Origin of the sequence: Rhodoblastus sp., from assembly GCF_052145335.1 — a bacterium.
In the GTDB taxonomy this organism is placed as follows: domain Bacteria; phylum Pseudomonadota; class Alphaproteobacteria; order Rhizobiales; family Beijerinckiaceae; genus Rhodoblastus.
Genome location: NZ_JBKQOU010000087.1, coordinates 1 through 20,610, shown reverse-complemented (window position 1 = coordinate 20,610; position 20,610 = coordinate 1). Strand labels below are relative to the sequence as shown.

At 63.2% G+C, this 20,610-nt stretch carries 20 protein-coding genes; 14 read left to right on the top strand and 6 right to left on the bottom strand.

The annotated features are described in order from the left end of the window. The coding region (locus ACLP2E_RS06245) for a phosphatase PAP2 family protein (protein WP_442465433.1) at window positions 1–338 on the top strand (338 nt) is incomplete at its 5' end. Here the strand turns inward: ACLP2E_RS06245 and metC are convergent. Continuing rightward, window positions 329–1,519 carry a cystathionine beta-lyase gene (metC, locus tag ACLP2E_RS06240; protein ID WP_442463305.1) on the bottom strand — a complete coding sequence of 397 codons (1,191 nt, stop codon included), beginning with the start codon at window positions 1,517–1,519 and terminating at the stop codon, window positions 329–331. The two genes, ACLP2E_RS06245 and metC, sit on opposite strands and share 10 nt — an antisense overlap. A 122-nt stretch (window positions 1,520–1,641) precedes the next feature. Here metC and ACLP2E_RS06235 point away from each other — a divergent pair, with 122 nt between their 5' ends. The 7 genes from ACLP2E_RS06235 to ACLP2E_RS06205 all read left to right on the top strand — a co-directional run bounded on the left by ACLP2E_RS06235 (window position 1,642) and on the right by ACLP2E_RS06205 (window position 7,485). Beyond that, a complete protein-coding gene (locus ACLP2E_RS06235; RefSeq protein ID WP_442463304.1) occupies window positions 1,642–2,667 on the top strand; it encodes an amino acid ABC transporter substrate-binding protein in 1,026 nt (341 codons plus the stop codon). Window positions 2,668–2,675: 8 nt separating this feature from the next. Beyond that, window positions 2,676–3,800 (top strand): amino acid ABC transporter permease, encoded by a 1,125-nt coding sequence (locus ACLP2E_RS06230; protein WP_442463303.1) that lies wholly within the window; start codon window positions 2,676–2,678, stop codon window positions 3,798–3,800. Further along, window positions 3,797–4,951 (top strand): amino acid ABC transporter permease, encoded by a 1,155-nt coding sequence (locus ACLP2E_RS06225; protein WP_442465432.1) that lies wholly within the window; start codon window positions 3,797–3,799, stop codon window positions 4,949–4,951. Before ACLP2E_RS06230 ends, ACLP2E_RS06225 begins: the two co-directional genes overlap by 4 nt. A gap of 198 nt (window positions 4,952–5,149) precedes the next feature. After that, window positions 5,150–5,695, top strand: a complete 546-nt coding sequence (locus tag ACLP2E_RS06220; RefSeq protein ID WP_442463301.1) for a peroxiredoxin — start codon at window positions 5,150–5,152, stop codon at window positions 5,693–5,695. 59 nt (window positions 5,696–5,754) lie between these two features. Then, window positions 5,755–6,273, top strand: coding sequence for a carboxymuconolactone decarboxylase family protein (locus tag ACLP2E_RS06215; protein WP_442463300.1), 519 nt, complete (start codon window positions 5,755–5,757; stop codon window positions 6,271–6,273). A gap of 102 nt (window positions 6,274–6,375) precedes the next feature. Next, a complete protein-coding gene (ndk, locus tag ACLP2E_RS06210; protein ID WP_442465431.1) occupies window positions 6,376–6,798 on the top strand; it encodes a nucleoside-diphosphate kinase in 423 nt (140 codons plus the stop codon). A 405-nt stretch (window positions 6,799–7,203) separates the two neighbouring features. Further along, window positions 7,204–7,485, top strand: coding sequence for a septal ring lytic transglycosylase RlpA family protein (locus ACLP2E_RS06205; RefSeq protein WP_442465436.1), 282 nt, complete (start codon window positions 7,204–7,206; stop codon window positions 7,483–7,485). A gap of 90 nt (window positions 7,486–7,575) precedes the next feature. Here ACLP2E_RS06205 and ACLP2E_RS06200 read toward each other — a convergent pair whose 3' ends face one another. The 3 genes from ACLP2E_RS06200 to purM all read right to left on the bottom strand — a co-directional run bounded on the left by ACLP2E_RS06200 (window position 7,576) and on the right by purM (window position 10,083). Then, complete coding sequence (locus tag ACLP2E_RS06200; RefSeq protein WP_442463298.1) at window positions 7,576–8,271, bottom strand: glutathione S-transferase family protein; 696 nt, start codon at window positions 8,269–8,271, stop codon at window positions 7,576–7,578. A gap of 82 nt (window positions 8,272–8,353) precedes the next feature. Next, entirely contained in the window at window positions 8,354–8,956 is a 603-nt protein-coding gene (purN, locus tag ACLP2E_RS06195; RefSeq protein WP_442465435.1) for a phosphoribosylglycinamide formyltransferase, read from the bottom strand. Window positions 8,957–9,006: 50 nt separating this feature from the next. Beyond that, entirely contained in the window at window positions 9,007–10,083 is a 1,077-nt protein-coding gene (gene purM, locus ACLP2E_RS06190) for a phosphoribosylformylglycinamidine cyclo-ligase (protein WP_442463297.1), read from the bottom strand. A gap of 142 nt (window positions 10,084–10,225) precedes the next feature. On the opposite strand from purM, the gene ACLP2E_RS06185 reads away from it, so the two are divergent. The 6 genes from ACLP2E_RS06185 (at window position 10,226) to ACLP2E_RS06160 (ending at window position 17,526) form a co-directional block, all read left to right on the top strand. Then, window positions 10,226–10,774 carry a CDP-alcohol phosphatidyltransferase family protein gene (locus tag ACLP2E_RS06185; RefSeq protein WP_442465430.1) on the top strand — a complete coding sequence of 183 codons (549 nt, stop codon included), beginning with the start codon at window positions 10,226–10,228 and terminating at the stop codon, window positions 10,772–10,774. Window positions 10,775–10,879: 105 nt separating this feature from the next. Beyond that, complete coding sequence (locus tag ACLP2E_RS06180; protein WP_442462103.1) at window positions 10,880–11,986, top strand: AI-2E family transporter; 1,107 nt, start codon at window positions 10,880–10,882, stop codon at window positions 11,984–11,986. A gap of 13 nt (window positions 11,987–11,999) precedes the next feature. After that, entirely contained in the window at window positions 12,000–12,707 is a 708-nt protein-coding gene (locus ACLP2E_RS06175; protein WP_442462104.1) for a hypothetical protein, read from the top strand. 119 nt (window positions 12,708–12,826) lie between these two features. Next, complete coding sequence (locus ACLP2E_RS06170; protein ID WP_442465434.1) at window positions 12,827–15,004, top strand: RNA degradosome polyphosphate kinase; 2,178 nt, start codon at window positions 12,827–12,829, stop codon at window positions 15,002–15,004. A 99-nt stretch (window positions 15,005–15,103) separates the two neighbouring features. After that, the gene (ppx, locus tag ACLP2E_RS06165; RefSeq protein ID WP_442465429.1) at window positions 15,104–16,642 is read left to right on the top strand and encodes an exopolyphosphatase; all 1,539 of its coding nucleotides are present in this window, start codon (window positions 15,104–15,106) and stop codon (window positions 16,640–16,642) included. After that, window positions 16,639–17,526 (top strand): EamA family transporter, encoded by an 888-nt coding sequence (locus tag ACLP2E_RS06160; protein WP_442462106.1) that lies wholly within the window; start codon window positions 16,639–16,641, stop codon window positions 17,524–17,526. Before ppx ends, ACLP2E_RS06160 begins: the two co-directional genes overlap by 4 nt. A 102-nt stretch (window positions 17,527–17,628) precedes the next feature. Here the strand turns inward: ACLP2E_RS06160 and ACLP2E_RS06155 are convergent, their stop codons facing one another. Together ACLP2E_RS06155 and rnd are read right to left on the bottom strand one after the other, a co-directional pair. Further along, the gene (locus ACLP2E_RS06155; protein ID WP_442462107.1) at window positions 17,629–18,945 is read right to left on the bottom strand and encodes an MFS transporter; all 1,317 of its coding nucleotides are present in this window, start codon (window positions 18,943–18,945) and stop codon (window positions 17,629–17,631) included. Between the two features lie 304 nt (window positions 18,946–19,249). Continuing rightward, window positions 19,250–20,431, bottom strand: a complete 1,182-nt coding sequence (rnd, locus tag ACLP2E_RS06150; RefSeq protein WP_442465428.1) for a ribonuclease D — start codon at window positions 20,429–20,431, stop codon at window positions 19,250–19,252. Window positions 20,432–20,610 lie beyond the last annotated feature (179 nt).

Below are 20,610 nucleotides of genomic sequence, written 5' to 3'. Positions count from 1 at the left end.
ATCTGTTCTCGGCCAAGGCGGTGCTGGCGAGTTTTCCCTCGGGCCATACCACCACGGTTTTCGCCGCCGCGGCTTCGCTGATTTTTTTCCTGCCGTCAAAATCCCGATGGTGGGCGACGCCGCTGTTGTTGTCGCTGGCTTTGCTTGTCGCCGCCTCGCGGCTGATCATCGGCGCGCATTATCCGAGCGATGTCTTGGGCGGTGCCATTCTCGGCGCCGGTTCGGCGCTGGCCGTGGCGCGGGTTTTCGCCCGGCGCAAAATCGCCTTCACCTTGCGGGGCGACGAACTGTTGCCCAAGCCGCGCGGAAAAGAGTTTTGGGCGAAAAGTCAGGCTTGAGCGCGCATCAGCGCAAAGCCCTTGTCGAGATCTTCCTTGAGATCCTCGATGTCTTCCAGCCCGACCGAAAAGCGCAAGGCCGGACCTTCCGGATTCCATTGCGTCGCGGTGCGGTATCTGGCGCAATCGAAGGGGATCACCAGGCTTTCGTAGCCGCCCCAGCTATAGCCGAGGCCGAATAGTTCGAGATTGTCGAGCAAGGCCGCCAGTGCAGGCTTCGTCGCCGGCTTCAGGATCACCGAGAACAGGCCGGACGAGCCGGAAAAATCGCGTTTCCAGATCTTGTGGCCGGGATCGTCCTCCAGCGCCGGATGCAGCACCCGCGAAACTTCCGGCCGCTCACGCAGCCAGCGCGCCAGGGCGAGGCCCTGCCGCTCCGCCTCGCGCAGCCGCAACTCCATGCTGCGCAAGCCGCGCAGGGCGAGAAACACATCCTCCGGCCCGGCGCACATGGCGAATTGATCGAAGGTTTCGCGCAGCGGCTTTCGCCACCGCTCATTGGCCGAGACCAGTCCGAGCAGCAGGTCGGAATGGCCGGAGAGATATTTGGTGCCGGCCTCGACGGCGAGATCGACGCCGCGCTCGTGCGGCGGGAAGAACAACGGCGTCGCCCAGGTATTGTCCATGATCACGCAGGCGCCCGTGATGTGGGCGACTTCGGCGATGGCGGGAATGTCCTGCATCTCGAAGCTTTGCGAACCGGGCGCCTCGACCAGCACCGCCCGGGTGCTGGGCCGCATCAGCGATTCGATATCGGCGCCGACCAGCGGGTCGTAATAGGTCGTCTCGATATTCATCCGGCGCAAGAAGCCGTTGCAGAAGGTGCGCGTCGGCTGGTAGGCGGAATCGGTCACGAGCAGATGGTCGCCCGCTTTCAGCGCGGTGAGCAGGGCCAGCGAGATCGCCGAGAGGCCGGAAGGGGTGAGAACCGTGCCCGCCGCGCCGGCGATCTCCGACCAGGCGCGCTCCAGCGCCTCGATGGTGGGGGTGCCGTGGGTGGCGTAGAAAAAGCGTCCCAGGTGGCGCGACTCCAGCGCCGCCAGCGTCGGCTGCAGCACGGTCGAACCGCGATAGATCGGTGTGTTGACGAAGCCGAATTGTTCGGACGGATCGCGCCCCGCATGGACGAGTTTGGTGCGCGCGCGCATGTTTTTGCGCGATTGCGGGGTCGATTGGGTCATCGGTCGGCCTTTCGTTACGATGAGAGTCTTGGCCGCAGGGCGAGCTCCGCGTCAAGTGGCGCGCCGCGAGGCCAAGAGAAATGCTTTTTGAAAAATGCTATAGCGGTTGGATAGAATCCTTGATGAGGAAAGTTTTGCTGAAAAACCCGCGCCTCATTCTCGCCGCTTGCCTCACCCTTTTCGCCCTTTCCGCGAGCGCGCAAACGCTGGATACGGTTCGCCAGCGCGGCGCGCTGGTCTGCGGCTCCAATACCGGCCTCGCCGGTTTCGGCCTGCCTGACGATCGCGGGCAGTGGCGCGGCTTCGACATCGACTATTGCCGCGCCGTCGCCGCCGCGATTTTCGGCGATCCCGACAAGGTCAAATTCGTGCCGCTGTCGGGCAAGGACCGCTTCACCGCCCTGCAATCGGGCGAAGTGGACCTGTTGTCGCGCAACACCACCTGGACCCAATCGCGCGAGGCGGGGCAGGGGCTTTTGTTCGCCGGTATCAATTATTTCGACGGCCAGAGCTTTCTCGTCCGCAAAACCCTGGGGCTCGATTCGGCCAAAAAACTGTCCGGCGCCTCGATCTGCGTGCAGCAAGGCACGACCAGCGAACTCAACCTCGCCGATTATTTCCGCAAATTCGGTCTTCACGCGGAGACCGTGGTGTTCACCACCGCCGACGAAGCGATCAAGGCCTATGATTCCGGCCGCTGCGACGCCTTCACCACCGACGGTTCGGCGCTTTACGCCGAGAGGATGAAGACCTCCCATCCCGACGACCACGTCGTGCTGCAGGAGATCATTTCCAAGGAGCCCTTCGGCCCGGTGGTGCGGCAGGGCGACGACCGCTGGTTCAACCTGGTCAAATGGACGCATTTCGCCTTGCTCGACGCCGAGGAACTGGGCGTGACCTCGGCAAATGTCGAGGAAATGCGCAACTCGGACAACCCGGAAATCCGCCGACTGCTCGGCGTCGAGGGCGATTTTGGCGCCGGCCTCGGCCTGTCGGCCGATTGGGTGGCGCGCATCGTCAGGGCGGTCGGCAATTACGGCGAGATTTTCGAGCGCAATCTCGGTCAGGATTCACCGCTGAAAATTCCGCGCGGCTTCAATGCGCAATGGCGACAAGGCGGGCTGCAATACGCGCCGCCGGTGCGATGAGGGCGCGCATGAGTGCTCGAGTTCTGAAGAGTTTCGCCGTTCAGGCGCTGCTGCTGGCGGCGGTGGCCGCGGTCTTCTTCGCCGCTTTCGCCAACGCGCGCGCCAACCTCTCTGCGCGGGGCATTCCGACCTCGTTCGATTTCCTCGATCACGTCGCGGGTTTCGGCCTCAACCAGAGCCTGATCGCCTATTCGCCTCTGTCCTCTTATGCGCGGGCGCTGCTGGTCGGCCTGCTCAACACCATGCTGGTCTCGGTTCTGGCGGGAATTTTCGCCACCATCATCGGTTTCGCCGCCGGCTTCGCGCGCCTTTCAGGCTTTTGGGCCTTGTCGAAACTGGCGGCGCTCTATGTCGAGACCCTGCGCAATATTCCGCTGCTGCTGCAAATCCTGTTCTGGTATGTGGCGATTCTCTCACCTTTGCCGGGTCCGGCCGGCTCGCTGACGGCGCCCGGCGTGCTGATGAACAATCGCGGGCTCTATCTGCCGGCTCTCACATTTGGGCCCGGCGCCTCCTGGGTCGCGCTGGCTCTGGTCGCCGGCGCCGCGCTGGTTTTCTGGCGTCGCCGGTCGGGCGACGCGCATTCGGGCCTGGTCACCGCTTTGATGATCGTCGGCCCGGCGCTGGCGGCATTCTTCTTCTTGGGACGGCCGATCGGCCTCGACTTCCCGATCTATGACGCCAGCGCCAACCGCTTCAATGTCGAAGGCGGCTTGCGGCTGGCGCCGGAAATCACCGCTTTGGTGCTGGCGCTGTCGCTTTATACCGGCTCCTATATCGCTGAAATCGTCCGCGCGGGCGTGAACTCGGTTCCGCGCGGACAGAGCGAGGCGGCGGCGGCCTTGGGCCTCAAGCCCGAGCAGGCCCGGAAATTGGTGGTCCTGCCGCAGGCCATGCGCATCGTCATGCCGCCGCTGATCAGCCAATACCTCGCCATGGCCAAGAATTCCTCGCTGGCGGCCTTCGTCGGCTTTGCCGACCTGATGCAGGTGTCGGGCACCATTCTCAACCAGACCGGCGCGGCGGTGCAGGTCATTGCGCTCGACATGGCGATCTATCTCGGCCTGTCGCTGGCCACCTTGGCGATTCTGCGGCTTTACGAGCGGCGTTTCAGCTGGGGGACGGCGCGATGAACCAGCCGGCCTTTCTCCGCGCGACTTTCGCCCCGCCGTCGCCGCCGCCCAAAATGGCGCGCGACTTTTTCGCCCATTGGCGCAAGAACCTGTTCGGCGATTGGAAATCGAGCCTTGTCAGCGTTCTGGTTGCGGCGGTGGCTTTGTTGGCCTTGCCGCCGCTCTGGCGCTTTCTGGTGACGGATGCGGTGTGGAGTGCGACGGACGGCGTGCCTTGCCGCGCGCCGGGGGCCGGGGCCTGCTGGGCCTATATCAGGGCCAAGACGCCCTATTTCCTCTATGGCTCCTATCCGCAGGAATTTTATTGGCGGGTCGACGTGACCTTCGCTCTCGCCGCCGTGCTGATCGTCTGGTTGCTGTGGCCCCGCGCAAAACACAAGGGCGCGGCGGCTCTGGGTTTCTTCGTCGTCCTGCCGCTGCTCGGCTTTGCCTTGCTGCATGGCGCGCCGTCTCTTGGCTTGCCCGTGGTCGGCACAAATTTATGGGGCGGCGTGATGGTGTCGCTGCTGGCGGCGCTCGCCGGCATTGTCGTCGCCTTGCCGGGCGGGATCATCCTGGCGCTGGGGCGGCGCTCGAACCTGCCGGCAGCGAGGCTGCTCAGCGCCGGGCTGATCGAATTCGTGCGCGGCGTGCCGCTGATCGCGGTTTTGTTCATGGCCAATACCATGCTGCCGCTGTTCCTGCCGCCGGACTGGTCGCCGGACCGGCTGTTGCGGCCGCTCGCCGGCATCGCGCTTTTCGCTTCCGCCTATATGGCGGAAGTGGTGCGGGCCGGACTGATGGCCGTGCCGCCCGGCCAGAGCGAGGGGGCGCAGGCCCTGGGGCTTGGCCGCATCGCCACGCTCAGGCTGGTGGTGCTGCCGCAGGCGCTCGGCGCGGTCGTTCCCGGCGTCGTCAATAATTTCATCGCCTTGTTCAAGGACACCACCCTGGTGGCCATTGTCGGCATTTTCGATTTTTTGCGCACGGTCGATACGGCGCGGCTCGATCCGGTCTGGGCCGGCCCGACCATCGCCGCGACGGGCTATGTTTTCGCCGCCCTGTTCTATCTCTCCTTCTGCCTGGCCATGTCGCTCTATTCGCAAAATGTGGAAAAACGCCTAAAGCCCCGCTCCGATAAAATCGGAACGGGGCTTAGTTCTTTGTTTTAACGCGTTTTCTTTACGCGAACCGGGGTCCGCTTCGCTTGAAAACGCTTTAGGCGGGCCCGGCCGTCATCAAAGGCGCAATGAAATCTGAAATGGATTTGCTGCGGCGCCGCAAAATGGGTTGTTTTTAGAATCATTCTAAGTTAGACGATGACCAGCATGCGGCGCGCCGCATTCTGCCTTTCAAAATGGAGACACCAGATGGCCGGTATTGGCGAGCAACTTCCCGAATTCGAAATCACCGGCGTGAAGCCCGGCTTCAACAACCATGAAGAAAACGGCGTCAGCGCCTTCGAGACGCTCACCCATGAGAGCTTTCCCGGCAAGTGGAAGGTGATCTTCTTCTACCCGAAAGACTTCACCTTCGTCTGCCCGACCGAAATCGCCGAATTCGCCCGTCTTTCCAGCGAATTCGAAGACCGCGACGCTGTCGTGCTCGGCGGCTCCAGCGACAATGAATTCGTCAAGCTGGCCTGGCGTCGCGACCACAAGGATCTCGACAAGCTGCCGATCTGGCAGTTCGCCGACACCCGCGGCGAATTGATCGACGGCCTCGACATTCGCGCCGAGGCGGGCGTCGCCCATCGCTATACGTTCATCGTCGATCCCGACAACACCATCCAGCACGTCTATGCCACGGCGCTGAGCGTCGGCCGCAATCCCAAGGACACGCTGCGCGTCCTCGACGCCCTGCAGACCGACGAGCTCTGCCCCTGCAACCGCCAGGTCGGCGGCGCGACGCTCTGATCTTTTTGGGGAGGGCGCCAATTTGGGCGCCCTCCTTTTTGCTTTTGGGGGGATTCATCATGTCGATCGAAAATCTGAAGGGCAGGCTGCCGGACTTCGCCAAGGACGTGCGCCTGAATCTTTCCGCCATCGTCAATGAGGATCTGCTGGAGGCCCAGGCCAAATGGGGCCTGCTGCTCGCCTGCGCCCTGGCGACGCGCAACGCCGAAGTGGTCGCGGAAATCGCCGAGGAGGCGAAATCCCAGCTTTCGCCCGAAGCCGAAACCGCGGCGCGCGGCGCCGCCACGATGATGGCGATGAACAATATCTATTACCGTTTCAGCCATCTGGTCTCGAACAAGGATTATTCCAAGCGCCCGGCGAAGTTGCGGATGACCTTCATCGGCAATCCCGGCGTGCCCAAGGACCAGTTCGAACTGTGGTGCCTCGCCGTTTCGGCGATCAATGGCTGCGGCGCCTGCATGGATTCGCATGAGACTGTGGTTCGCGAGCACGGCGTCGCGCCGGAGGCGATCCAGGCGGCCGTGCGCTACGCCGCGATCCTCCAGTCCGCCGCCCTGGCGCTCGAAGCGGCTTAAAGCTGAAAAGCGCCGCTCCCCGGCCAAGTTACAACCTTGCTCCCTTCGGTCGCCGCGTCTATAAGCGCGGCGACCGTTTCTCTTTACAGGTGAGCCTGATTCATGGCGATTGAACGCACATTTTCCATCCTCAAGCCCGACGTCACCCGCCGCAACCTGACCGGGGCGGTCAACGCCCGGATCGAAGCCGCCGGACTGCGCATCGTCGCCCAGAAGCGCGTGCACATGACCCAGGCCCAGGCCGAGACTTTCTACGCCGTCCACAAGGAGCGTCCGTTCTTCGGCGAACTGGTTGGGCAGATGTCGGCGGCGCCGGTGGTGGTGCAGGTGCTGGAAGGCGAAAACGCCATCAAGGCCTATCGCGACGTGATGGGCGCGACCAATCCGGAAAAGGCCGATCCCGGCACGATCCGCAAGGAATTCGCCCTGAGCATGGGCGAGAATTCGGTCCACGGCTCCGACGCTCCGGAGACCGCGGCCCTGGAAATCGCGCAATGGTTTGCGGGCAACGAAATCGTAGGCTGATTTAAGCGCCAAGATTTCAATTCTGTGACGCCGGGCCTTGAGCCCGGCGTTTTTGTTTGCCCGCCTAGCTTTTGCTGCGCTGCAGCAAAATAAATCTATCTGCCTTTACTTGAGATTATAAAGCGTATTGTTACGTTTATTTATCTTTTATAATCGTATAGTGCTCGCTTTTATCAGAAATGCACTCGAATAAAGTCTATCTTAATTTTGTATACATAAAACAAAAGAAATAAATAAAATCAAATATAGCAATCAATACGCTAAATAGTTAGCTATTAGTATGGTCATTATTCTGCCTGATTTGCCAACTCATCTGCGCTAATCGTCAACAATGCGGAGGTAGATGCATTGAGTAAATTAGCTGTTGCGTGCGCGTTCATCGGTGTTTCATTCCTTTCTTCGCCTATTCAGGCGCAAACCTGGTCAGGGTCCGCGTCCTACTATTCCGGCAGGGGCCACACCGCCAGCGGCGGTCATGTCGGCGCTTTGACGGCGGCGCATCGGTCGCTGCCCTTCGGCACCAAGGTGAGGGTGACCAATCTCAACAACGGCCGCTCGGCCACGGTGACGATCAACGATCGCGGGCCCTTCGTGCGCGGCCGCATCATCGACGTTTCCTCGGGCGCGGCGAATGTGCTGGGCATGCGCCAATCCGGCGTCGCCCGCGTGCAAGTTTCGACCCTCTGATCTCGAAAACAGAACAAGACGGCAAGATCTTCGCCAGAACTGCAAAGGGCCGCTCGAGGAGCGGCCCTTTTTTCATCGCGGGTAAGCGCTTCAGGCGAAATAGCTCTTCTTGATCCGCTCGGCATAGGCCACGAGATTGGGCATGCGTTCGGCCTCGTCCCGCTGCGGACTGTCGAAGAATGGGCAGAGGGCGCCCATGACGAAAGCTCCCAAAGTCGCGTCGGCGCCATGCAGCTTGTCGCCGAACAGGAAGGGTTTTTCGCCGAGCAGGGCGGAGATGGCGGCCAGTCCGCGTCGTCCCAACTCGCGCCTCTGTTCCGGGGTATGGCGGTAGAGTCCCTGCGCCATCGCGTCGGAGCGGATCTTGCGGCGGATCATGGCGCGGACCAGCGGCCGGATCGGCGCGGGAACGGCGTCGAAGAAATGCGCCGGACCTTTGTCGAAATTCTCGTCGATGAGCCAGCGGTCGGCGATGACCAGCCAGTAGAGATGATCCTCGCACATTTTTTCCACTGACCAGCCGATGGCTTTCTGCTCTGCGGTCAGGCCGGAATCGAAATCGAAACCGTATTTTTTCTCGATGTGCAGGCGGATGAAGGTCGAGTCGGCGATTTTCTCGCCGTCGTCGTCGATGAAGGGCAATTTCCCCTTGGGCGCCTTGGCGTAACCGTTGCGGTCCTCGACATAGGAAAGGCCGGCCATTTTCAGCAGCAGCATCGCCTTGGTGACGAAAGGGCTGCCGTCAGGCAGGCCGAAATAAGGGCCGAATGTGTAAAGCGTGATCAATTGCCCCTCCCGACAGGTCACTTTGTGGGGAGCTTACAGGGATTCTGCGGCGGTTTGGCAACGGAAGCGTCCGAATAGCGGCTCACTCCGTCGGCCAGACCAGCGCCGCCGGAACTGCGCCCTTGACCTCGACGCCCACGCGGGCGCCGTTCACCCGCGCGGCGCCGGCGGCGACGAGTTTCAGGGCCAGCGGGTAGATCCGGTGTTCCTGCTCCAGCACACGGGCGGCGAGCGTTTCCGGCGTGTCGCTGTCGAGCACCGGCACGGCCGCCTGAGTCACGATCGGCCCGGCGTCCACTTCCGGCGCGACGAAATGCACCGTCGCGCCGTGAATCTTCACGCCGTCGGCGAGCGCCCGCTCATGGGTGTGCAGGCCGCGATAGGAGGGCAGCAGGGCGGGGTGGATGTTGAGCATACGGTCGCGCCATTGCTCGACGAACCATGGCGTCAGCAAGCGCATGAAGCCGGCGAGGCAGACGAGGTGGATGGCGTGTTTCGTCAGGGTCGCCTGCATCTCGCGCTCGAAACTTTCGCGATCGGCGAACCGCCTGTGATCGACCACCGCCGTGTCGACGCCCTGTTTGCGCGCGAATTCAAGCCCTTCGGCGGAGGCGACATTGGACAGGACCAGGGCGATCTCGGCCGGAAAATCTTTCGCGCGCGCGGCCTCGACCAAGGAGCGCATGTTCGAGCCGCGTCCGGAAATGAGAATGGCGACGCGGGTTTTGCCTTGGCTCACAGCGCCAGCTTTCCTTCAAACACCACGCGGTCGCCCGACGGCGTCGCGACGAGGACGCCCAGACGCACGGGCTCTTCGCCGGAGGCGCGCAGGGCGTCTTCCGCTTCCAAAGCCATGGCGGCGTCGACCACGGCGATCATGCCGACGCCGCAATTGAAGGTTCGCAGCATTTCGCGCTCGGCGACGCCGCCAGCCCGCGCCAGCCAGGAAAACACAGGCGGCACCGGAATGCTGGCGAGATCGATTTTCACGCCGAGCCCGTCGGGCAGCACACGAGGAATGTTTTCCGGATAGCCTCCGCCGGTGATATGGGCGAAAGCCTTGATCGCCCGGGTTTTGCGCAGCGCGGAGAGCACGGGTTTGACATAGATGCGGGTCGGCTCCAGCAGGGCCTCGCCGAGGCTTTTTTTCGGCGCGAAGGGGGCGGGGTCGGAGAATTTCAGCCCGGCGCGCTCGACGATCTTGCGCACCAGCGAAAAGCCGTTGGAATGAACCCCGGAAGAGGCGAGGCCCAGCACCACGTCGCCTTCCTGGATGTCGCCTCGCGGCAGCAGGTCGCCGCGCTCGGCGGCGCCGACGGCGAAGCCCGCGAGATCATAGTCCTCGCCGGCGTAAACGCCCGGCATTTCGGCGGTTTCGCCGCCGATCAGCGCCGCGCCGGCTTCGAGGCAGCCGGCGGCGATGCCGGTGACGATCTGCGCGCCGATCTCGGGATCGAGCTTGCCGGTGGCGTAATAGTCGAGGAAAAACAGCGGCTCGGCGCCCTGCACGACGAGGTCGTTGACGCACATGGCGACGAGATCGATGCCGACCGTGTCGTGAATGCCGCTTTCGATGGCGATCTTGACCTTGGTGCCGACGCCGTCATTGGCGGCGACGAGAATGGGGTCGGTAAAACCGGCCGCCTTGAGGTCGAACAACCCGCCGAAGCCGCCGATTTCCGCATTGGCGCCGCGCCGCCGCGTCGCCCGCACCAGCGGCTTGATCAGTTCGACCATGCGCGCGCCGGCGTCGATATCGACCCCCGCTTCGGCATAGGTCAATCCGGCGGTCTTCTCCCCGGTATGCGACATGAAAACATCCTTCGAACGGGTTTTGGTTGCTCTAGCCGCTCAAGTTGGCGCTGGCAAGGCAAAGGCAGCCGGAAGCGGCGCCTTGCGGCCCTTTCCCCGCTGGCTCATATTATCCCTCCGCCGCCGCAAAAGGCCGTCGAACATGTCGACCAAATGGTTCGCCTTTCTGCCCAATCTGATCAGTCTGGCGCGGCTGGCGCTGGTTCCCGTCAGCGTGGACATGATCGCGACGCGCCGCTGGCCCGAGGCCCTGGCCATTTTCATCGTCGCCGGCGTTTCAGACGCGCTCGATGGCTGGGTCGCCCGCCGTTTCGACCTGCGCTCGGAACTTGGGGCCTATCTCGACGCCGTCGCCGACAAGGCCCTGCTGATTTGCGATTTCGTCACTTTGGCCATCGTCGGCGTCCTGCCGATGGCTCTGGCCCTGCTGGTGGTGACGCGCGACCTGATGATCATCGGCGCTGTCGTCCTGTCCTGGCTGCTCGACCGGCCGATGGAAATCCGGCCCTTGTGGATTTCCAAGGCCAATACATTCACCCAGATCGGCTTTATTGCGCTGGTTCTGGCCTCTCTCGCCTTCGCCTGGCGGACCGGCCCCTGGTTGTTGGCCGGCCAATGGCTGGTCGCGGCATTGACGCTGGCCTCGCTGGCGGCCTATTTCAGGCGTTGGGTGACCCACATGAGCGCGTGAATCCCGGATACGAAAAGTCGATAACCGGTTTTTCGCAACCATGCCCCGAGTTTTTTCCTGACTATTTTGGGTTGAGTTCGACTCCCCGGCGGAAGGTTTCAGCCGATGCGCATTGAATGGCAGATCGCTTTCTGGCTCCTGATGCTGCTGCTGTTCGGTTTTGGCGTTTATCTGTTCGCCAGTGTGCTGGCGCCTTTCGTGGCGGCGCTGGTTCTCGGCTATATTCTCGATCCGGTGGTCGGGCGGCTGCAAAGGCTCGGGCTCAGCCGCACCGCCGCCGCGCTGGTCATTCTCCTGTTGTTCATTCTGGTCTTGCTGGTGGTGGTAATCGGCGTCGCGCCCATCCTCGGCCGCCAGATCGTCGGCTTTGCCGAAAGCCTGCCGGAATATGTGACCAAGCTGCAAGGGCTGGTTTCGGACGAGACCTCGGCGCTGATCCAGCAATATGGCGGCGAATGGCTCAGCAAACTGGGCCTCGACTCCATGACCAGCGCCGAAGGCATCCAGAAATCGCTCGGCAATTTCGTCGGGCAGGGCGTGCAATGGTTCGGCAATTTCCTGAAATCGATCTGGTCGGGCGGCCAGGCTCTGGTCGGCGTGGTGACGCTGGCGGTGATCACCCCGGTGGTGACCTTCTATCTGCTGCTGTCCTGGCCGGAGATGGTCAGCGTCATCCGCAGCCTCATCCCGCCTCGCCACCGGGCCACGGTGTTCGAACTCTCCGCTGAAATCGACCGCGCGCTGGCCGGCTTTTTACGCGGGCAGTCGCTGGTTTGTTTGTTTCTCGGGGTCTGGTATGGCGGCGGCCTGACCTTGATCGGGCTGAATTTCGGCTTTCTCATCGGCCTTTCAGCCGGACTGTTGAGCTTCATTCCCTATGTCGGCTCGCTGACCGCGCTGGTGTTTTCCGCTGTCGTCGCCATCGTCCAGGGCTGGCCGCATCTCGGCCTGTTCGGCCTGGCCATGGCGGTGGTCGGATCGGGACAGTTTCTCGAAGGCAACGTCTTGTCGCCGAAACTGGTAGGCGGTTCGGTCGGATTGCATCCGGTCTGGCTGATTTTCGCCCTTCTCGCCTTCGCCAGTCTGTTCGGCTTCGCCGGCATGATCCTCGCGGTGCCGATGGCGGCGGCGGCGGGGGTGCTGATCCGCTTCGCCGCGCGGCGCTACAAGCAAAGCACGCTGTTTTCCGGCATGGGGCCCGATATTGCATGACGAGTCCATTCACATGACTTGGCAACTGCCGCTCGACCTGCCGCATCGGCCAGGCCTGGGCGAGGAGGATTTTCTCGAAGCGCCGTCCAACGAAAAGGCGCTGGCGATGGTCCGCCTGTGGCCGGACTGGCCGCAAAAAACGCTGCTGCTCACCGGCCCGCATGGAGCGGGAAAAAGTCATCTCGCCGCGATCTGGGCGCGTCGCGCCGGCGCGAGGACGTTTTCGGTCGGCGACCTGAGGCTGGACCTTTTGCCGGCACTTTCGGGCGAAAGGGCGCTGGTGCTGGAAAACGCCGACGACAGTCCCGCGCGGGAGGCGGAAATGTTCCATCTCCTCAATCTGGCCGGCGAGAGCGGCCTCAACCTGCTGATCGTCGCGCAGAAAAAGCCGGACCTGTGGGGGCTGGCGACGCCGGACCTGCTGTCGCGTCTGCGTCGGTCTCCCGAGGTCGCCATCGAGGCCCCGGACGAGGCTTTTCTGCGCGCCATTCTGGTAAAGCTTTTTCACGACCGGCAGGTTCTCGTCGACGAATCGGTGATCGGCTTTCTCGGCCTCAGGCTGGAGCGCTCGTTCGAGGCGGCGCAGAAGATCGTCGCGGCGCTCGACCGCGAGGGACTGGCGCGCGGCCGCGCGATTACCCGCCCGCTGGCGGCGCAATTGCTGGACGAGTCGCCTGACCTCGTCGGTCAACCCGATCTTTACGGTCCAGAAAGCGCATAAACCGAGCCCTTGTCACTTACCGGCGGATGTTGTCACATGTACGTCACCGAACCGGTTAAAACCGATCGCCAAGCGAGGATCAGGTGACCCAGACCAACGTGCTGCAAGACAGCGAAACCTTGAGCGAAGCCGCCTCGAAGGACAGCAAGGCCTATGGCTTGTCCCTGCGCGATTCGGCGAAACGCTTCATCAATCGCGAACTCTCCTGGCTGGAGTTCAACCGCCGCGTCTTGCTCGAAGCCTCCAACGAAGCGCATCCGCTGCTGGAGCGCGTCCGTTTCGTCTCCATTTCGGCGAATAATCTCGATGAATTCTTCATGGTGCGCGTCGCCGGACTGCGCGGGCAATTGCGCTCCGGGGTCGAGACGCCCTCCGACGACGGCCTGACGCCGGGCGAACAATTGCCGCTGATCAACGCGCGCGTCGGCGAACTGGCGCAGGAGCAACTGCGCTGCTGGCGGCAATTGCAGGAGCAACTGCTGGCGGAAGGCATAGCCTTCGTCGACCCGGAAGACCTCAGCAAGTCGGAAAAAATGTGGCTGGACGACCATTTCTTCCTCCATGTCTTTCCGGTGCTGACGCCGCTGGCGGTGGACCCCGCCCATCCCTTCCCGTTCATCCCCAACCTCGGCTTGACCCTGGCGCTGGACCTCGCAAACAGCAGCACGGGGGCGCGGATGAATGCGCTGGTGCGCATGCCGATCAAGATCGACCGGTTCATCCGCCTGCCGGAGACGCTCGGCTCGGCCGGGGGCGCGCGCATGGTGCTGCTGGAAGCCCTGATCGTCACCCATATCCAGAAGCTTTTCCCCGGCTACAAGGTCATGGGAAAGGGCCTGTTCCGCGTCATCCGCGACAGCGATCTGGAAGTCGAGGAAGAGGCCGAAGACCTGGTGCGCCTGTTCGAGACAGCGCTGAAGCGCCGCCGGCGCGGTTCGGTGATCCGGCTAGAGACCGACGTCCATATGCCACAGGAAATGCGCGGCTTCGTCGCCGCGGAGCTGGACGTCGAGCCGGACGAGATCATCGCCCTGGACGGCATGCTGGCGATGAAGGACCTTTCGGAAGTCGTCGGCCTGCCGCGCCCCGAGCTGAAATTCACCCCCTATAATCCGCGCTTCCCCGAACGCGTGCGCGAGAATGGCGGCGATTGCTTCCTGGCGATCAAGCAGAAGGACCTTGTGGTCCACCATCCTTACGAATCTTTCGACGTGGTGGTGCAATTCCTGATGCAGGCGGCGCGCGACCCCAATGTCGTGGCGATCAAGCAGACGCTCTACCGCACCTCTTCCGACAGCCCGATCGTCCGCGCCTTGATCGAGGCGGCGGAGGCGGGCAAATCCGTCACCGCGCTGGTCGAATTGAAGGCGCGTTTCGACGAGGAGGCCAATATCCGCTGGGCGCGCGATCTGGAGCGCGCCGGCGCCCAGGTGGTTTTCGGCTTCATCGAACTGAAGACCCACGCCAAATTGTCGCTGGTGGTGCGCCGCGAAGGCGGGGCGCTGACCACTTATTGCCATGTCGGCACCGGCAATTACCATCCGATCACGGCGAAGATCTACACCGACGTGTCGCTGTTCACCGCCGATGCGGCGATCGGGCGCGACGTGTCGCGCATTTTCAATTACATCACCGGCTATGCCGAGCCGGTCGGGCTGGAGCGCATGTCGGTCTCGCCGATCTCGCTGAAAAAACGCCTGCTCGACCATATCGCCCAGGAAATCGCCCATGCTCAGGCCGGTCGCCCGGCCGCGATCTGGGGCAAGTGCAACGCTCTGGTCGATCCGGAAATCATCGATGGGCTCTACCAGGCGAGCCAGGCCGGCGTGATGATCGATTTCGTGGTGCGCGGCATCTGCTGCCTGCGCCCTGGAATCCCCGGACTATCCGAGAATATCCGCGTGAAATCGATCATCGGGCGTTTCCTCGAACATACCCGCATCTACGCCTTCGGCTGCGGGCATGGCCTGCCCCACCCCAAGGCGGCGGTCTATATTTCCTCGGCGGACCTGATGCAGCGCAATCTCGAACGGCGCGTCGAATCGCTGATGCCGGTGACCAATCCGACCACTCACGAACAGGTGCTGGAGCAGATTCTGGTCGCCAACATGATGGACAACCAGCAATCCTATCGCGTCCTGCAGGACGGCTCGAGCGTGCGCATCGAATGCGACCCGGACGATGAGCCGTTCAACGTGCACAAATATTTCATGACCAACCCCTCGCTGTCGGGGCGCGGCAAGTCGCTGCGCGACTCCAGCCCCAAGAGCCTGATCCGGCGGGGCGAGCGGAGCTGACAATGGGCCGGCGGAGGCCAAGACCAAATCTCACAGGGCTAAACCTGTGGGAATGGTCAGGAGCGAACGCGATACCGAGCTTATGCGAGGGATTCCATAATGGCGACCAGTCGCGATTATGGAGAAGAGGATGAGATGGGCAAGGGTCAGGGGCGGCTGCCGAACACGCGGCCAACGGCGATCGTCGATATCGGCTCCAATTCGGTGCGTCTGGTCGCCTATGAGGGGCTGACCCGCGCGCCGACGCCGATCTTCAATGAAAAGGCCCTTTGCGGCCTCGGCAAAGGCGTGGCGACCACCGGCGCGCTGGCGGAAGAGGGCATGGCGCGGGCGCTCGACGCCCTTCGTCGATTCAAAAAACTCTGCCAGCTCATGCAGATCGATGATGTCCGCCCGGTGGCCACGGCTGCGGCGCGCGACGCCGCCAATGGCGCGCTATTCCTCAGCGCGGCGAGCGAAGCCATCGGGTGTCCGATCGAACTGATCTCCGGCTTGCGCGAGGCTCAGCTATCGGCGCTCGGGGTGGTTTCGACGGTGCACAAGGCAGACGGCGTGGTGGGCGATCTCGGCGGCGGCTCGCTGGAGCTGATCGACGTCAAGGACGATGACGTCGGCAAGGGCGTGTCGCTGAAACTCGGCTCGCTGGCGCTGATGGATGCCTCCGGCCGCTCGATCAAGAACGCCCAGCGCATCGCCAAGCTCGAGTTGGCGGAAGCGGCGCCGCTCGATTTTCTCCGCGGCCGCACTTTCTACGCCGTCGGCGGCACCTGGCGCTCGCTCGCCAAACTGCACATGCGCCAGTGCAATTACCCGCTCGAAGTGATGCACGGCTATGTCATCCCGGCGCGCGACGCCGTCGATTTCGCCTCATTGGTCGAGCGCGTCGATACCGAAGCCCTGGTCGCCGTCGGCGCCATTTCGGCGCAGCGCCGCCCTTCGCTGGCCTATGGCGCGGTGGTGCTGGAAGAGATCATCCGTCGGGGCAAGCCCAGCAAGGTGGTGATTTCCATCGGCGGCCTGCGCGAAGGCCTGCTTTACGACCAGTTGGATGAAGAAAAGAGGTCGCGTGATCCGCTGCTGGAGGCGGCGCGCGAATATAATCTTTTGCGTTCGCGCTCGCCAGGGCATGGCGAAGACATGATCGCCTGGAGCGACGCCTTCATGGCGTCGAGCCATATCGACGAAACCATAGAGGAAAAGCGGCTGCGCCACGCCGCCTGCCTTTATGGCGACATCGGCTGGCGCACCTCGCCCGATTACCGCTCCGAACTGGCGCTGAACCTGCTCGCCAATACGCCGATGGTCGGCGTCGATCATCCCGGCCGCGCATTTCTGGGCATGGCCGTGGCCTATCGTCACCTTGGCATGGACGAGGACGTCAATCCGCAGATCCGCAGCCTCGCCACGCCGCGCCTGATGGACCGGGCGCGCATTCTCGGCGCCGTCCAGCGCGTCGCCTATATCGTTTCGGCGTCGATGCCGGGCGTGCTGCCCAGGGTGAAAATGCTGTGTGTGCGGGGAAAGCTGGTGCTGACCCTGCCGCCCGATCTCGCCGATCTCGCCGGCGACCGGCTGAACGGAAGGCTGAAGCAACTGGGCCGGCTGATCGGCCGCGCGCCTTCCATCGTCATCGGATGACGGCGCAGGCGGGCCCGCAAAAAGGCGGCCTGCCGCCCCGCGACATGGCGCTCGCCGTGATGATCGCCTTCCTGTGGGGCGTGAGCTTCGTCGCCATCAAACTGGGCGTCGCCGAGGCCCCGCCCTTGTTCCTCACGGCGCTACGTTTTTCGCTCGCCGCCTTTCCGGCGGTGCTGTTCGTGCCAAAGCCCAAAGTAAAGCTGCTCGATCTCGCCGGCTATGGCCTGTGCATCGGGGTCGGCCAGTTCGGCCTGCTGTTCGCCGCCATCAAAATGGGCATGCCGGCGGGACTGGCCTCGCTGGTGATCCAGATCCAGGCCTTGTTCACCATGTCGCTGGTCTATCTCTTTCTCGGACAGAGCGTGCGCAAAGCTCAGATTTTCGGCGCGCTGGTCGCCTTGGCCGGGGTCGCGACGATCGGCTTCTTTCGCGGCGGCGCGACGCCTCTGGCGCCCTTTGTCGCAGTGATCGCCGCCGCCGCCTGCTGGAGCCTCGGCAATATCTTCTCGATCCGCGCGGGGCGGACCAACATGTTCGCCTTCATCGTCTGGTCGAGCCTTTTCGCGCCGCTGCCCTTGCTCGCCATGTCGCTGTTGCTGGAAGACCGTAGCGCGGTGGCGAGCGCGATCCTGCATCCCACGCTGGCGGTCTGGGGCGGCGCCGCCTTTCTAGCCTATGGCGCGACGATGATCGGTTTTGGCCTGTGGAGTTTCCTGCTCAGCCGCCATCCGGCGGCGCAGGTCAGCCCCTTTTCGCTGCTGGTGCCAGTATTCGGCATAGGCGCGGCGACGCTGGTTTTTCACGAGCCGCTGAGCGGCGGCGTGCTGCTGGGGATCGGCGTGGTGATGGCGGGACTGGCCATTGCGGTGTTCGGACGGCCTTGAGCGAGGGCGCAAATTGGTCTTTGGCCAGGTCTGGCGCCAACGCGGCCGGCGCTCTCCCGCGGCGGCGATGGTCGCTCGCAGACCGCCGGCAGGGGCGCCGCTTCACTTCTTCAACGGCTTGCCGGCCGTCTCAGGCGCGGCGATGGTCGCGACAAGGCTGATGCAGGCGAGCACGATAAGGTAGAGCGAAATCGGCCAGGTCTCGCCCTTCGTCCACGCGAGGAAACTCGCCGCCGCAAAAGGCGTGAGGCCGCCGCTGATCGCCGCGCCGATCTGGAAGCCGAGCGACGCGCCAGTGTATCGCAGTCGCCCTGTGAAAAGCTCGGAATACCAAGGCGCCCCGACGCCAAAGCCGATCATCTGCCCGAAAATGATGGCCATGATTATCGCCACGGTGATGACGGATGCGTCTTTCGTGTCCAGGAGCCAGAAAAATGGGAACGCGAAAGCAATCGCAAAGACGCAACTTGCGTAGAACATCGTCTTGCGGCCAATGCGGTCGCTGAGCCAGCCGAAGAACGGGATTGCGGCGAGGGCGATGGCGGAAGCAAGCAACAGCGCATTGAGGATGACGCTCCTCGGCAGGCCGAGGTTGCTCGTGACGTAACTGATCGAAAAAATGCCGGCAATGGAGACATAACTGATCTCGGAGAGCTTCAGCCCGATGGCGGTGAAGAAAGGCCGGCGATGGGTGGTCAGAACCTCGACCAGCGGAAGGCGCGCCACCTCCTTCCGGGCTTCGATCTCGCGGAAGACCGGCGTCTCCTCAAGCTGCATGCGAATGTAAAAGCCGATGCCGGCCATGAAGATGCTGACCAGGAACGGAATTCGCCAGCCCCACGCCAGGAAATCCGCCTCCGGCAATCGCGAGACCAGCGCAAGCGCGCCGATGGCGGCAAGATTGCCGATCGGATAGCCAAGCTGGACCATCGAGCCCAGAAGCCCACGGTTTTTCTCCGGCGCGTTCTCCACCACCATGAGCACCGCGCCAGCCCATTCGCCGCCGAGCCCAATGCCCTGGAACAGACGCAAGAGGACGAGCAGGATCGGCGCGAGGACGCCGACGTCCTTGTAGGTTGGCAGGAGCCCGATCAGGAAAGTGCCGAGGCCCATGATGACGATGGTGATCGCGAGCATGGCCTTGCGGCCGACCCGGTCGCCGAAATGTCCGAATATGGCCGCGCCAAAGGGGCGGGCGAAAAAGCCGACGCCATAGGTGCCGAAGGCGGCGACGATGCCCAGCGCCGGGTCGGCCATGGGGAAGAACAGCTTGTTGAAGACGAGCGCGCTCGCCGCGCCGTAAATCAAGAAATCGTACCACTCCGCCGCTGTGCCGATAATGCTCGACGCGAGCACGCGCCTGACTTCGCCGGCGTCGGCGGCCGAGTGTTCCGCAATCCGGAATGCCGCAATGTTCATGATCGCCCCCGCCTCGTATCGCGGGCTCTGCTGGCTCTGTCTGGATGGCGCTGTCCCCAGCCACTCCATTTTTTCGAAGAACCGCATGTGCCGGTCGATACAGAGCTATCCTCTCAATATTTCAAGGTAATGAGCTACTTTATACCGAATCGGTCCAAGTCCGGACCGGACCAAAAGAGGTATTTCCGAATATCGTTGGATTGATCGAGGGTCTCAAGCGCGGGTTCAGTTCGTCGTCGGAACCTACGCAAGGCCGCTTCGAGCGGAACGCGTCGTCAAATCCTTCAGGATCAGGATTGCTGCCTCAGGCGTCGACGCTCTCTCCCTCGGCGTCGGCCTCGTGATATTCCAGCGTGACGACGCGGTTATTCTCAACCGTCAGCGCCAGACGGCCGTGCTTCAACTGCACCGCCTTTTCGCCGAACAGCTCGCGCCGCCAGCCTTTCAGCGCCGCGATATCGGCGCGATCGTCGGCGGCCAGCGCCTCCAGATCCTCGGTGGTGGCGATCATCTTCGCCGCCACGCCATTTTTCTCGGCGACCTGACGCAGCAGAACCTTCAACAGCTCCACCGTCGCGCCGCCGCCGTTGCCCCGCCGCTCGCGATCTATGCGCGGCAGGGTATTCGGGTCACGCTCCAGTCCGCGCTCGATGGCGGCGAGAATTTCCGCGCCGGCGCGCGAACGCTCCATGCCGCGTGGAAAAGCCCTGAGGTTCCCGAGCGCCTCGGCGCTGCGCGGGGCGGCCAGGGCGACCTCGATCATGATATCGTCCTTGAGCACGCGCGAGCGCGGCACGTCGCGGGTCTGCGCCTCGTGTTCGCGCCAGGCCGCCAATTCCGTCAGCACCGCGAGATCGCGCGGCTTTCGCGCGCGGTGGGCGTAGCGCTCCCAGGCGCGGTCGGGCCGCTGCTCATAGGAGTCCTGGCTGCAAAGCGTCGCCATCTCGTCGGTCAGCCAATGCAGGCGGCCGGTCTTTTCCAGCTTCTGGCGCAGGGCCTTGTAGATGTCGCGCAAATAGGTGACGTCGGCGATGGCGTAATCGACCTGCGCGTCGGAGAGCGGACGTCGTGACCAGTCGGTGAAGCGCGAAGACTTGTCGAGCGTCACCTTGCAGAGGCTCTGCGCCAGTTCGCCATAGGCGATCTGGTCGCCATAGCCGCAGACCATGGCCGCGACCTGGGTGTCGAACAAAGGCGCGGGAATGATTTTCGCCAAATTCCAGATGATTTCCAGATCCTGCCGGGCGGCGTGGAAAACCTTGGTGATGTTGGGATTGGCCATCAGCTCGAAGAACGGCGTCAGGTCGAGGTCAGGGGCGAGGGCGTCGATCGCCGCCGCGCGCTCGTCGCAGGCGACCTGGATCACGCAGACCTTCGGCCAGAAAGTCGTCTCGCGGAGGAATTCCGTGTCGACGGTGACAAAGGGATATTGGCTGAGGGTCTGGCATAAGGCGGCCAGTTCGCTGGAATCTGTGACAAGGCTCATGAATTCTTCATAATCCAAGCCCGGCGCGGGTCAAAGGCGAAAAAGCCGCGCCCTCTTCACGCGAGCGCAAAATTCCGCTAGGCGTGGCCCAACTCTTTCATGGCCTGGAATCTTATGCACGCCTATCGCACCCATAGCTGCGGCGAAATCCGCGAAATCCATATCGGCGAAACGGTCCG

Coding starts and splice junctions, on each gene's coding strand:
- ACLP2E_RS06230 (WP_442463303.1), top strand. CDS start 2,676: ATGAGTGCTCGAGTTCTGAAGAGTTTCGCCGTTCAGGCGCTGCTGCTG.
- ACLP2E_RS06175 (WP_442462104.1), top strand. CDS start 12,000: ATGACTTGGCAACTGCCGCTCGACCTGCCGCATCGGCCAGGCCTGGGC.
- ACLP2E_RS06220 (WP_442463301.1), top strand. CDS start 5,150: ATGGCCGGTATTGGCGAGCAACTTCCCGAATTCGAAATCACCGGCGTG.
- ACLP2E_RS06155 (WP_442462107.1), bottom strand. CDS start 18,945: ATGAACATTGCGGCATTCCGGATTGCGGAACACTCGGCCGCCGACGCC.
- ndk (WP_442465431.1), top strand. CDS start 6,376: ATGGCGATTGAACGCACATTTTCCATCCTCAAGCCCGACGTCACCCGC.
- ACLP2E_RS06225 (WP_442465432.1), top strand. CDS start 3,797: ATGAACCAGCCGGCCTTTCTCCGCGCGACTTTCGCCCCGCCGTCGCCG.
- ppx (WP_442465429.1), top strand. CDS start 15,104: ATGGCGACCAGTCGCGATTATGGAGAAGAGGATGAGATGGGCAAGGGT.
- rnd (WP_442465428.1), bottom strand. CDS start 20,431: ATGAGCCTTGTCACAGATTCCAGCGAACTGGCCGCCTTATGCCAGACC.
- ACLP2E_RS06185 (WP_442465430.1), top strand. CDS start 10,226: ATGTCGACCAAATGGTTCGCCTTTCTGCCCAATCTGATCAGTCTGGCG.
- ACLP2E_RS06235 (WP_442463304.1), top strand. CDS start 1,642: ATGAGGAAAGTTTTGCTGAAAAACCCGCGCCTCATTCTCGCCGCTTGC.
- ACLP2E_RS06180 (WP_442462103.1), top strand. CDS start 10,880: ATGCGCATTGAATGGCAGATCGCTTTCTGGCTCCTGATGCTGCTGCTG.
- ACLP2E_RS06215 (WP_442463300.1), top strand. CDS start 5,755: ATGTCGATCGAAAATCTGAAGGGCAGGCTGCCGGACTTCGCCAAGGAC.
- metC (WP_442463305.1), bottom strand. CDS start 1,519: ATGACCCAATCGACCCCGCAATCGCGCAAAAACATGCGCGCGCGCACC.
- purN (WP_442465435.1), bottom strand. CDS start 8,956: ATGCGCTCCTTGGTCGAGGCCGCGCGCGCGAAAGATTTTCCGGCCGAG.
- purM (WP_442463297.1), bottom strand. CDS start 10,083: ATGTCGCATACCGGGGAGAAGACCGCCGGATTGACCTATGCCGAAGCG.
- ACLP2E_RS06160 (WP_442462106.1), top strand. CDS start 16,639: ATGACGGCGCAGGCGGGCCCGCAAAAAGGCGGCCTGCCGCCCCGCGAC.